Source organism: Rhizobium arsenicireducens (assembly GCF_964021225.1).
Window position 1 is genome coordinate 37,268 of the sequence record NZ_CAXHYK020000003.1, and the last position, 12,248, is coordinate 49,515.

Here is a 12,248-nt window from a genome sequence, read left to right on the forward strand (position 1 = left end):
CCACGGAGCTTCCTGCAAGCGCGTCGAGCGGGATCTTCAGATAGCGCTTGCCGTTTCCTTCCGGTTCCGGGAGGCGTCCTCCGCGGATGTTGACCTGAAGCGCATGCAGGATCAGCTTCGGCATGGGCAGTGTCTTGTCGCGAGCCTCGCGCAGCTCCACGAAGGACGCCTCGACCTTGCCGGCGATATGCGGATTGCTGCGCTTCTGTTCGGCGACCGTGCTTTCCCAGAGAGGTTTGCGCCCGTCGGGCTGATAATCGTGACCGGTGAACAGACGCGTGTCATCCGGCAGCGACAGGATTTCCTCGATCGAGGCCCAGAGCCGCTTTGCGCTGCCGCCGGGAAAATCCGCGCGCGCCGTGCCGCTGTCCGGCATAAACAGCGTATCATGCACAAAGGCGGCGTCGCCGATCACATAGGTGATCGAGGCAAGCGTGTGACCAGGTGAGAAGAGGACGCGGCCATTGAGTTCACCCACCGAGAAGGTGTCGCCGGCTTCGAACAAGCGGTCCCACTGCGAGCCATCGGTTCGCAGATCCGGCCAGTTGTAAATGTCCTTCCAGAGCTTTTGCACTTCGACGACACGCGCGCCGATCGCGGTCGGCGCGCCGGTCTTTTCCTTCAGATACCGAGCGGCGGAAAAGTGGTCTGCATGGGGATGGGTGTCGAGGATCCACTCGACGCTGAGGCGCTTTTCCCTGATGTAATCCAGGATCGCATCGGCATTGCGAGTCGCGGTTGCGCCCGACTTTTCATCATAGTCGAGGACCGGGTCGATGATTGCGCATTTTCCAGTTGCCGGATCGCTGACCACATATTGGATGCTGAACGTTCGCGCGTCGAAAAAGCCCTTCACATCTGGCTTGGCGGTCATGGTCTCGGCCCTCCTCTGGAAGATGCGGCAGGCGGAACACCTGCCCCGCAAGCAATATATATTCCGATATATATATCTACATATTAACGAAATAAAGGCGTGTGGCTCCTCTTCGGTCTCTCGGCTCTGTTGGACCGGATTCAGTGTGAGCACGGCGTTGCCCGATGTGCAGACGCACCCGATTATTGCGGCCCTAGCAGCATCCCCATCTGAGCTTCGCTCGGCATTCCGGCAAAGGTGTCGATCTTCCCTTCTTCGGTTCTGAAAACGATTGCCGGCGTGCCGCCGAAACCGAGCTCGGTCATTAAGGTGGCGTTGCGATCAAGCTTTGCAGCCGTGTCGCCATCGATCGTGTCTAGCGGGTGAATGCCGCCATCGGCATGTTTGCGCTCGTTCTCCGTCAGTGCTTCTTCCGGCGACTTCGCTTGAAGAATGGCGGCGGCCTTGGCGGGGGAATCCTGGCGGATCACGCCGACCATCACGTGACGCAACTGAACTTTGCCGCTTTCAATCCAGGGCCGAGCGGCCAGCCAGAAGCGATTGCAATAGGGGCAATTGGGGTCGGTGAAGGTATAGACGATGCGACGTGCATCGGGATCGCCATCCTGAACCCAGGTTGCGGCCTCGAGTTTGGTCCAAGCGGCTTCGCTCAAGGGCTCTTCGACCATCCTTTTGAGCTGATCTTCCGCCATATCCTGCCCATAGGCATCGACAAGCGTTCCGACGACCACATGCTGATTATCGGGTGTCAGATAGATCGCCAGAGGCTGCGCTCCGGCTTTGGCGGCGAAGGCTCTGAGACCACCCGGAACCTGCATCTCGCCGAGAATGCGAATGCCCTGCTGCTCGATGGTCTTAAGGATCTCGGGATAGGCCTTGTCTTCAGCTTCAGCACCCGTCGCCATGACGACGCCCAGCAGAAGCGCCAGGGGGACTGCCGGAAATTGTATGGGACGTTGACGTGATCTCAACAGCATGATGCGATCCTTTGATTGTCTGATTTCTTTTTGTGGGTAGGGAGATCAGGCCCCTGCGGGGCCAAGAACGACGATATTGGCGCCTGTCGGAACCTGGCTGTAGAGGTCGATGACGTCCTGGTTCAGCATCCGGATGCAGCCGGATGACGCAGCCGTTCCGATCGTCCAGGGTTCGTTGGTCCCGTGGATGCGATAAAGCGTGTCCTTGCCATCCTTGACGAGATACAGGGCCCGCGCCCCAAGTGGATTTCTGTCACCGCCGTCCATGCCATGGGCCCATTTGCCATAACGAGCGGGGTCACGCTTGAGCATGTCGGGCGTGGGCGTCCAGCGGGGCCATTGGCGCTTGAAGCCGATGTGAGCGGTTCCGGAAAATTCAAAGCCGGCCTTGCCGACGCCCACGCCATAGCGGACAGCTTTTCCCTTCTCCTTGATCAAATAGAGAAAGCGATTTTGGGGATCCACGACGATGGTGCCGGGTGGATGCTCGGTCTTGTAGTCCACGATCTGCTTCAGAAACTGCTGGCCGATCCGTTGTGTATCGACAGCGGGGACTGGGAAGGGTTCGTTTCCACGCGCCTTGTAACGCTCAAGGCCGGATGAGCGTGGTTCAGGTGCTGGCGGTTGAAAGGCATGCGGAGCAATGGTGCGGGTCGTCGGCGCGGTGGCGGCGCAGGAAATGAGGCCGATTGAAACCAGACCCAGAGCGACCAATGTCTTCAGGCACCGGATGTGGGTGCAGCTACGGTAAACGGCAGATACGGGGCAAGGTGAGAAGGGTGCGGACATGTCGAGCGATAAGCTCCTCGTGAGGTTTACCTCGCCCCGCTTCTCTCTCTCACCTTAAGGCTGGCTTAAGGCTCACCTTTCTCCCGTGGCATGGAGAGCGATCGCTCACGCTTCTGAACCTGGCAGCTCCAGACAAACGCAGAAACCCGTCTGCCTATGGAATGAAATCCGACCACCAAGCTTTGTCAGGGCCATCTCAACAATCGAAAGGCCGAGGCCGCTTCCGAGCGCGTTTGCGCTGCTACCGCGCTGGAAGCGGGCCATGAGGCGCTGCTCGTCTTTCTCATCGATGCCGGTTCCGGAATCGCACACGGCGATCGTGGTGCCTGTTACGGTCTGCGTGCCGATGATCCGGACGGATGAATTGCGCGGCGCATGTTGCAGGGCGTTTTCGATTACATTGCGCAAGGCCAGCCGCAAAAGTGTCTTCCCTGGCACGCTGATCACCAGGTCCTCGGCTATGTCGCTCTCAACCGTGATTTCCCTCGACGAAACGAGTGCCGCCATTTCGCCGCGCAGCTCTTCGACCATAGCTTTGACTGCCACTGCTTCTGATGCCGAAGACTTGTCCAGTGAATCAACGGCTGCCAGGTCTATAAGCTGGCGAACGAGGCGCCCGGTCCGGTCGACGCTGAGCGAGATCTGGTTGAGGGCATTGGCACGGACCTCATCGCTATCGCTGCGAAGGGCGACCTGGGCCTGGGTCTTCAAACCGGATAGCGGCGTCTTCAGCTCGTGGGCCGCGTAGGCGATGAAGGTCTTTTCCCGCTCGCGTGCCTCCTCCACGCGTTGGAACAGGGCGTTAAGAGAGCCGAGTAGAGGCCTGATCTCTCGTGGTGCTCCGCTATCGTCGACGGGGTGGAGTTCGTCGGCTGAGCGCAGCGACAAGGCGTCGGCGACTTGCCGGAGAGGGGATAGACCGCGCCCGACACTCAGCCAGATCAGGCCGGCGAGCATTGGCAGGATCGCCAGGGCAGGAACGAGCTGGCCCGTGATGACGTCACCGACCAACTTTTCGCGGATCTCGATACTATCGCCGACTAGGACCCTCACACCAAGCTCGGGATTGACGACAGCGTAGACACGCCAGCGCTCGCCGTTGACGAGCTTTTCGGCGAATCCGCTTTCGTGATCGGCGAGCGACGTACTGGGCGCGCGCTCCGACCGGCTGACAAGGTCACCTTGAAGGGACCAGATCTGACAGGACAATTGCCGGCTATAGTCTCCGTCATGCAGGCCGAAGCCTTCGGGAATGCCTGCCGCCTGCGCCGCGTCGACGGCTGCTGCGACGTCGATGTGGTGGTCGGTGATCAGCGAGCTTACCATGCGCGCCGCTTCCGTCAGGCGCGCGTCGAGAACCCGCTCGACTTCACGCTGCGTGCTGAGATAGGTCCAAAGCACGGCAAGCAGCCATACGGCACCCGTTGCCGCAAGCAGGATGAGAAAAAGCCGGAGCCGGATCGATCGCATCATGCTTTCCCCATGCGGTAGCCGACGCCGCGCACGGTTTCGATCGAGGCGGCACCCAATTTGTGGCGCAGCTTGTGCACGTGTACCTCGATCGTGTTGCTCTCAATCTCTTCCTGCCAGCCATAAAGCCTTGTTTCCAAGCTCTGCTTGGAGTGGACCATGGTCGGATTTTCCATCAATGCTAGCAGGACGGCAAATTCCCGCCGCGACAGGCCAGTGATTTCTCCATTTTTCTGAACCTCCATGCTCGCCGGGTCGAGAGTTAATTCTTCCCAGGTGAGCTTGGGTGTGGCGCGTCCCTCGGCACGCCGGGTGATGGCGCGCAGCCGCGCCGCCACTTCGTCGAGGTCGAAGGGTTTGCCGAGATAGTCGTCGGCGCCGGCGTCGAGACCATCAATGCGATCGGTCACGGCATCCTTGGCCGTCAACAGAAGTACGGGGGTGCGGTTACTGGCGGCGCGCATCGTACGAAGCAGATCCAGCCCAGATCCATCCGGCAACATGCGGTCGAGCACGATGGCATCAAAGGCATCGTTTTCGATCGCTGCCCGAGCATCGGAAAGCGTGCTGACTGTGTCTGCCGAAAAGCCGGCGAGGCCAAGCCCCACCTTCAACCCGTCGAGCAGGATCGCGTCGTCTTCGATGACAAGAATACGCATCACACCTCCGTGAGAAAAATGTCGTTTCACGCCATGGCCTGCCCAGCTTAAGCCTGCCTTAAGCTGCCCCGCAGACACCGCCGCACATTCGATGCGTCACAAGGAATGATGGAATGCAACTCTTGAGGTACCTGGCGATTTTCTTCTCCGTTTTGCTCTTCGCCGGCATCGCCATTGCCCAGACCGCGCCGCTTCAGATGGACGAGGCATTTCGGCCTTCGCTGTCACGGATCTCCGCCACCGAAGTTGCCGTGACGTGGGAGATCGAGCCAGGCTACTATCTCTACCGGGATTATCTCTCCGCCAAAAGTGACGATGGCAGTCCGCTGAAACTGGAGACGCCTGATGGAAAGATCAAGGACGATCCGGGCTTTGGATCGACCGAGGTCTATTATGACACCGCCCGGGCGACGCTTATCAGTGACGCGTCGACGATCGAGTTGACCTATCAAGGCTGCCAGGATGGCGGGCTCTGCTATCCGCCTGTGACGAAAACGATCGACATGGCCAGCCTGAAGTTCAGCGACTCGGAGCACGGAAGTCCGATATCTTTCCAGACATCGAATGCACCGCAAAGCGGATGGTCGTCCTTCAGCGCTCAAAATCCGGATTTCGCGCTCGCTCACGATGAAGCAACGACCGGTGTCGATGGACTCCTGGCGCGAGGCGGCCTGCCTCTGCTTTTGATTGGTTTTGTTGGGTTCGGCGTGCTTCTGGCGTTTACCCCGTGCGTCTTTCCCATGTATCCGATCGTTGCCGCCATGCTGTCGCGAGAGGGCGGGGCCCTTTCGCCGAAACGTGGTTTCATCCTTTCGAGCGTCTATGTCGGAGCGTTGGCGCTGGCGTTCGGGCTGTTCGGCATGGTCGCGGCCTGGTCGGGGCAAAATCTGCAATTTGCCTTGCAATCGACAACGGCGACGATCGTCATCGCCAGCCTGTTCCTGATCCTAGCCCTGTCCAACTTCGGGCTCTTCGAGATCCAGATGCCGGCTGGCTTCAGCAATCGCCTGTCGTCCGGGGGACGCAGTGGCGGATCGCTTGGTGGGGCTGCGATGCTGGGCTTTACCTCCGCATTTCTTATCGGTCCCTGTGTCACCGCGCCACTTGCGGGGGCGCTGCTCTACATTGCCCGCACCGGAGATGTCCTCATCGGGGCGGCCGCGTTGTTCGCGCTTGGGCTAGGCAAAGGCCTCCCCTTGATCCTGATGGCAACGCTCGGCGGCAAGGCACTGCCGCGTGCCGGGGCGTGGATGGCAAGCATCCGCTCCGCCTTCGGCTTCGGTTTCATCGGAACGGCGATCTGGATGGTCAGCCCTCTTCTGCCTGAAACGCTGGTGCTGTTTGCCTGGGCGTGCCTTGCCGTTTCAGTCGGAGTATTCCTCTGGCAAATCCGGGTCGCAAGTGCCTCTGCTGGCGCGGCTGTCATCTCGCGATCTGTGGCCACTGTTTCGGTCGTCTGGGGAGCCCTCCTGCTCGTCGGTGTCGGGCTCGGTGCCCGCGATCCGCTTGCCCCTCTGGAGCCGCTGACGATTAAGACCGGGGTCGGGCAGACGGTGGCCGAAATCGCGAAATCGGACTTTGAAGCCGTCGCCTCGCCACAAATGCTGACTTCGGTGCTGGCCGAGGCTTCTGTTGAGAACAGGCCCAGCCTCGTTTATGTGACCGCGGATTGGTGCGTCACCTGCCGCGCCATAGAGCGAACTGTTCTGACGGACCAGAGTGTCTCGGCGGCCCTCCACGGTGCGCGCCTGCTGACCATCGATATGACCTCGACCTCTCCAGAGACCGATGAACTCCTGAGGTCCCTCAATGCCATTGGTCCGCCGACGATGATCTTCTTCGATCACGAAAAGCAGGAGGTGGCGGGTACGCGTCTGGTGGGCGACGTAACGATCGACAAGCTTGCTGCCTCCGCCCGGGCAGCCAAGGGTACGCCCTGATGGACGTCGTGACACTGGGGCCGCTTGCCTTCGCATCCGGCAGGCTGGCGGCGATCATCGGGTTCTTCGTGTTCCTCGGGCTCGGCTCATTTCTGGCGGGTCGCTATGACAAACGGCTCGCGCCCTGGACGACCGCTGCGGTGCTGTCGGGCCTCATCGCAGCAAGGGCACTGCATGTCCTCATGCATCTCGACAGCTTTCTCGCCGAGCCATGGCGCGCCCTTTATGTATGGCAGGGCGGCTTTTCGATGATTGGCGGCGCGATCGGTGTTGCGATCACGCTCGTCTTTCTGATGCGTGAATCCCGGCAGACGCTGCCGCTTGCCGCCGTGCCGCTCGCCGCAGGATGCTTTGTCTGGTTCTCGCTGACCATGCTCTGGCAAGCAGCGGAAGGGCCGGCTGCGCCCCGTTTCACGCTGGCAAATCTTGATGGTTCTCAGTTTGTCGCTTTGTCAGAGCGCGGTGGGCGCCCTGCCGTCGTGAACCTCTGGGCAACCTGGTGCCCGCCTTGCCGCCGCGAAATGCCACTTCTGGCAGAAGTGGCTGCGGCTCGGGCAGACGTCGATTTCATCTTCGCCAATCAGGGTGAAGGGCCAGCAGTGATCAAGGCGTATCTCGAGGACGAAAACCTCCGGCTTGAAGCCATCCTGCTTGATCCTGCCCGTTCCCTTTCGCGCCACTACGCAGCGCCTGGAATGCCGGTGACCCTCTTTCTTGGCGCTGACGGCCAAGTTGTCACGACCCATTTCGGAGAGATTTCGCGCGAGGCTTTGAATGCCGCCATCGCCCGACTGATCCCCGCAGACAAGGAATAACAGAGAATGAGACTTGCAGAATTGTGGCCGGTTATCGGCATCCTGAAGAAACTAGGCGTAGGGGCGGGGCTCGCTCTCCTGCTTGCCGCCTGCTCGCAGACGACGGGCACGCCGTCTCAGCCATCTCCACCGCCTATCGATCCGGCGTTGCAGGCCATGTATGGCGAAGTGCAGGACGGCGAGGAGATCATTCCTGCTGTCGATGTCTCGAAGATGGATCCGCGCAATGTTCGCCAGGTCGTCAATTATCGCACGTCCTATGCGCCCGGCACGATTGTGGTCGATCCCTATGCTCGCTTCCTTTATCTCGTCATGGAGAATGACAAGGCGATGCGCTACGGCGTCGGCGTCGCCAAGGCCGGGCTGGAATTCCAGGGTGAGGGCGATATCAAGCGCAAGGCCCGTTGGCCCGGCTGGGTTCCGACACCCAACATGATTGCCCGCGAACCTGATCGCTATGGCCCACTCGCCCAGGGCTTACCGGGCGGTATAGACAATCCGCTCGGTGCGCGCGCTCTCTACCTCTATCAGGGCGGAAAAGACACGCTCTACCGGATCCATGGCACCAATGAGGCCTGGTCGATTGGCCAGTCCGTCTCGTCTGGTTGCATTCGCCTTCTTAACCAGGACATCATCGATCTGCATGCCCGTGTTCCGGAAGGGTCAAAGATGGTTGTCCTCACTGCCGAAGAATCCGGAAAGGGAGAATTCTGATGATGAAGCGTCGCACAATACTGACATCGGGGCTCGCCCTTGGCACGTTCGCCGTCTTCGGCAGTCGGCTGGCCTTCGGACAACAGCTCACGAAGGACGAGGTCTTCAACGACAAGGACGCACCGTTTCTCGGCAATTCGAAGGGCGACGTCACGGTTGTCGAGTTCTTCGACTATCAGTGCCCCTACTGCAAAAAGGCGCATCCCATGGTGAAAAAGGTCATCGAAAGGGACGGCAATGTGAAGCTGGTAATGAAGGACTGGCCGATCTTCGGCGATGCCTCGATCTTTGCGGCCCAGGCGGTGCTGGGTGCGGCGCAGATCGGCAAATACGAAATCGCCATGGGCGCGTTGATGAAGACCAAGGGCAAGCTGACACATGATGACATCGAGAGCAGGCTGACCGGGGCGGGCTTGTCCATGGACGAAATCGCTGTTGCCGTGAACAAACACACGGCCAAGATCTCCGGCCTGCTGGACCGCAATTACGCCCAGGCCACGGCCTTCAACTTCGCGGGTACCCCGGCCTATGTCATCGGATCGAGCCTCTATCCCGGTGTGCTGGACGAAAAGGGGCTCGTTGATGCGGTCGCGCGCGCGCGACAGGGCTGAGGGGATGCGGTCTATTGAAAGAGTGAACCGGCGGAGTTTTCTCGTCGGGACCCTTGCCGTCGTCCTCGCACCTCCCGTTGAGGTGCAGGCGGCGTCGACAGTGGTCGGGCCGATACGCTCCGTCCAGGATTATACCGAAGCAATTGCTTTTGCCCGCATGCGCAACAGGCATGCACTGGTCGATGTCGCGGCAGATTGGTGTGCCTTCTGCAAGACCATTGATGGACAGATCCTCGTGCATCCGAGGGTCCGGGCGCAGATGAATGACTTTGCGTTGCTCAAGATCGACGTGACCGCCTGGACGGCCGACAATGCCGCATTGCTTCAGTTTCTGAATGTGCAGGGTCCGCCAACCGTCTTCATTGCAGAGACGGGGCAGGGAATAGAAGTTCCGGGTACACGCACAGTCGGTGAGTTCGACGTCGACAATCTGGTCGGTCGACTGGAGAGTGCGCGCTAGGTTGGCCCTCCATTCCAGGGAAACAGCGACTAAGGAGCGTCTGATCCGCCACTGAAAGGGAGGATCACAGTTGCCCGCAGGCCACCTTTTGCTCGGTTGAGTAGTTCCACATCCCCACCCTGGGCTCGCAGAATGTCGCGCGCAATCGTCAGGCCGAGACCGTGACCGCCCGTGTCGCGGGAACGGGACGCCTCGAGGCGTTCGAAGGGGCTGAACACGCGTTGCAGGTCCTCCAGAGGAATTCCGGGGCCGTCGTCATCGATATGAATGCGGGCGGCGGATCCGTCCAGTTCACCACTGATGTGAACCTTGCCGCCGTATCTCTGGCCATTTTCGATCAGATTGCGAACGGCGCGGCGTACCGGTAGCTCCCGCAGTGGCGTTGTGACGACCGGCATGCTGCCGAGCGTCACCGGGCTCGCGGTCGTGTTGAGCTCTTTGGCGAGGCGGGCAACGAGTGCGAAGGGGTCGGACGGACGCTTGTCACCTGCTTCGCTGAGGCCCCGTGCATAGGCGAGGGTCGTTTCGGTCATCTCCTGCATTTCGTCGAGAATGCGAGCTATCCGCTCGCGCAGTTGATCCTCATCGATGAATTCTGCTTGCAGCCGAAGTGCTGTGATCGGGCTTCGCAGATCGTGGCCAAGTGCTGCCAGAATGCGGGTCCGCTCGCGGACTGCATTCACAAGGCGTGCATGCAGACTGTGGAGTGCCTTCGCCAGGACTCTCACTTCGCTTGGACCAGTTTCGATACGCTCCGGTGGGGCCCGGTCCAGATCCAGGGCGTCTGCCGTGTCAGCAAGTTGTCGCAAGGGAAGGGTAATGCGTGCCACCAGGAAACGCATGACGATCCAGACCGCGAGAGCTGAGAGGATCGCGCCGAGCAACAGCCGCGGCGGCAGGAATGCGCCGGGCCGCTCCAGATTGGCCTCGATGTTGAGCCATTGACCGTCGGAGGTCGGAAGAGACAGACGCAGGGTTGCTGGTGTGAGGCCAATCCTGCGCGCGAGCGCCGTCACCGTTCCATCGTCGCGGTGGTCGAATGAGGAGCTGCGACGCGCTCCCAGCTCCATGCGCGCATCTCTATCTGATGTCACAGCGGCGACAATTGGCGCGTCGCTCAGCCGGAACAACACGCGGTCCGATCCGGCGGCCGAAAGAACATCCATCCTCGCCGGTTCAGGGATCGTCGGCAGGAGATCAACCAGGCGTTCACCCTGCCTTACAATATCCGCCCTTTGCTCCTCCACATGGGAGAGGCCCCGCTCGGCACCGAACAAGGCGAGGAACAGGATCTGGGTAAAGATCAGCGCGGCGAGGGTGGTCAGTCCGATCTGCGCACTCAGATCCTTGGGCCATCCAATGCTCATGGCAATACTGCCACATCACAGGCGAGGCTGTAGCCTCCCGCCCGTATCGTCGTGATGATGGTCGGGTGTCCCGGATCGGGCTCGATCTTGCGACGCAGCCGGCTGATCTGATTGTCGACCGCCCGATCAAAGACGTCCGGGGCCCGTCCTTCCGTCAGATCCATCAACTGATCCCGGGAGAGAACAAATCGGGGGCGTTCGAGGAAGACGATGAGGAGGCGGAACTCCGTCGAGCTCAGCGATATCTGTTTTCCGTCCTCGTCACGTGTCAGCTGCCGCGTATCCGTGTTCAGTGTCCATCCGGAAAAGGCAAGGCGTCGGCCGGAGAGGCTGCCGGCCAGGCTGGTCGTTCTGCCGGTCCGCCGCAAGATGGCCTTGACCCTTGCCAGCAATTCTCTCGGGCTGAATGGTTTCGGCAAATAGTCGTCAGCGCCTACCTCTAGACCGACAATGCGATCTGTCTCTTCGGCCAGGGCACTGAGCATCAGGATCGGCGGTCCACCTGCGCTGCTCAGCCGCCGTGCGATCGAAAGGCCGTCTTCCCCCGGCATCATGACGTCGAGGATCACGAGATCGAAGCGTCCGCCATGTAGGCACTTGTCCATTTCGGTCGCGTCGCGCGCAGCCGTGGTCCGAAATCCATTCTTCTCAAGGTAACGGACCAGTCCGTCGCGGATGTCGCGATGGTCGTCGACGATCAGGATATGGGGACTGGGCTCGCTTGAGGTCATGGCACGTTTCTAGCGCATGATGGGGACTGCGTTCCACTCCTCCTTTGTCACGCCGGGTGTCAGTCCGCCGATCTGCGACAAACCGTTACAAAAGGGACCGCAGACGGCATCATCGTGCGACATGCATCCGTCATCACATGTCCATCGCAGTCGAGGCGGGGTGAAACAGACTTCGCCGCTCAAGACGCGCAAATGAGATCCGATGAAGAGGAACGCAAAATGCATAGTCTCAAGAAAACTCTGATCGCTGCCATGGCTCTGGCTGCTTCCGCCGCACCCCTTATGGCTCAGCAACAGGGCAATCCCGGTGCCCACTTCCTGGAGAACTGGGACCTCGACGCAAATGGCGAAGCCACCCTTTCCGAGCTGCAGACCAAGCGCGGTGACGTTTTCCTCACCTTCGATTCCAACGAGGACGGGTTTATCGACGCCGATGAATACGTGTATTTCGACGAGGCGCGCGCCAACGACATGAAGGCCAATGCCGGCGGTCATGGTGGCAGAGCCGACCGGGCGTCCCAGGGAATGACACTCCAGAACAACGACACAGACCAGGACGGCAAGGTGTCACGGGACGAATTCCTCGGCGGTGCCGTCGCCTGGATGAGCATGCTGGACCGTGACACAGACGGCGTTGTGACAACGGCTGATTTCGGTCGCTAAACGTTGGGCTTGAGTGGCTTTGTCGCATCTTTCCTGGCCAGACATCCGCTTGGATGTCTGGCCAGGCTCACAAATGCACGATATCAAACAATGGAAATATACGCCTCGTCATATGTGTAGCGTTGCAGTCTGAAAGCTGAGGTATCCTTGCAGGTTGGCAAGACCGTGGCGAAGGTAT

Annotated in this window: 12 protein-coding genes and 1 pseudogene; 6 read left to right on the forward strand and 7 right to left on the reverse strand. The window is 60.3% G+C overall.

Annotated elements, in window-relative coordinates:
• Positions 1-4 precede the first annotated feature (4 nt).
• The 5 genes and pseudogenes from ACWPVA_RS21350 to ACWPVA_RS21370 all read right to left on the reverse strand — a co-directional run.
• A pseudogene (locus tag ACWPVA_RS21350) lies at positions 5-862 on the reverse strand (MBL fold metallo-hydrolase); the annotation flags it as partial.
• Between the two features lie 194 nt (positions 863-1,056).
• Complete coding sequence (gene dsbG, locus ACWPVA_RS21355; protein ID WP_454289706.1) at positions 1,057-1,851, reverse strand: thiol:disulfide interchange protein DsbG; 795 nt, start codon at positions 1,849-1,851, stop codon at positions 1,057-1,059.
• A gap of 45 nt (positions 1,852-1,896) precedes the next feature.
• Complete coding sequence (locus ACWPVA_RS21360) at positions 1,897-2,640, reverse strand: L,D-transpeptidase (RefSeq protein WP_102022212.1); 744 nt, start codon at positions 2,638-2,640, stop codon at positions 1,897-1,899.
• Positions 2,641-2,745: 105 nt separating this feature from the next.
• Positions 2,746-4,113: an ATP-binding protein gene (locus tag ACWPVA_RS21365; RefSeq protein WP_454289707.1), complete on the reverse strand. Its 1,368-nt coding sequence runs from the start codon at positions 4,111-4,113 to the stop codon at positions 2,746-2,748.
• Complete coding sequence (locus ACWPVA_RS21370) at positions 4,110-4,769, reverse strand: response regulator (protein WP_102022214.1); 660 nt, start codon at positions 4,767-4,769, stop codon at positions 4,110-4,112. Before ACWPVA_RS21370 ends, ACWPVA_RS21365 begins: the two co-directional genes overlap by 4 nt.
• Before the next feature lie 113 nt (positions 4,770-4,882).
• Here ACWPVA_RS21370 and dsbD point away from each other — a divergent pair, with 113 nt between their 5' ends.
• Genes dsbD through ACWPVA_RS21395 form a run of 5 tightly spaced genes read left to right on the forward strand, consistent with a single transcriptional unit; the run spans position 4,883 to position 9,309 of the window.
• Positions 4,883-6,709, forward strand: a complete 1,827-nt coding sequence (gene dsbD, locus ACWPVA_RS21375; RefSeq protein WP_454289708.1) for a protein-disulfide reductase DsbD — start codon at positions 4,883-4,885, stop codon at positions 6,707-6,709.
• Positions 6,709-7,524 carry a prolipoprotein diacylglyceryl transferase family protein gene (locus ACWPVA_RS21380; RefSeq protein WP_454289709.1) on the forward strand — a complete coding sequence of 272 codons (816 nt, stop codon included), beginning with the start codon at positions 6,709-6,711 and terminating at the stop codon, positions 7,522-7,524. Before dsbD ends, ACWPVA_RS21380 begins: the two co-directional genes overlap by 1 nt.
• A 6-nt stretch (positions 7,525-7,530) precedes the next feature.
• A complete protein-coding gene (locus ACWPVA_RS21385; protein ID WP_454289710.1) occupies positions 7,531-8,238 on the forward strand; it encodes a L,D-transpeptidase in 708 nt (235 codons plus the stop codon).
• Positions 8,238-8,849 carry a DsbA family protein gene (locus ACWPVA_RS21390; RefSeq protein WP_454289711.1) on the forward strand — a complete coding sequence of 204 codons (612 nt, stop codon included), beginning with the start codon at positions 8,238-8,240 and terminating at the stop codon, positions 8,847-8,849. The genes ACWPVA_RS21385 and ACWPVA_RS21390 overlap by 1 nt, the downstream gene beginning before the upstream one ends.
• A gap of 4 nt (positions 8,850-8,853) precedes the next feature.
• Positions 8,854-9,309, forward strand: coding sequence for a thioredoxin family protein (locus ACWPVA_RS21395; RefSeq protein WP_454289712.1), 456 nt, complete (start codon positions 8,854-8,856; stop codon positions 9,307-9,309).
• 29 nt (positions 9,310-9,338) lie between these two features.
• Here ACWPVA_RS21395 and ACWPVA_RS21400 read toward each other — a convergent pair whose 3' ends face one another.
• Together ACWPVA_RS21400 and ACWPVA_RS21405 are read right to left on the reverse strand one after the other, a co-directional pair.
• Entirely contained in the window at positions 9,339-10,676 is a 1,338-nt protein-coding gene (locus ACWPVA_RS21400) for a sensor histidine kinase (RefSeq protein ID WP_454289713.1), read from the reverse strand.
• Entirely contained in the window at positions 10,673-11,407 is a 735-nt protein-coding gene (locus ACWPVA_RS21405) for a response regulator (RefSeq protein ID WP_454289714.1), read from the reverse strand. Before ACWPVA_RS21405 ends, ACWPVA_RS21400 begins: the two co-directional genes overlap by 4 nt.
• Before the next feature lie 219 nt (positions 11,408-11,626).
• On the opposite strand from ACWPVA_RS21405, the gene ACWPVA_RS21410 reads away from it, so the two are divergent.
• Positions 11,627-12,070, forward strand: coding sequence for an EF-hand domain-containing protein (locus tag ACWPVA_RS21410; RefSeq protein ID WP_454289715.1), 444 nt, complete (start codon positions 11,627-11,629; stop codon positions 12,068-12,070).
• Positions 12,071-12,248: the final 178 nt, after the last annotated feature.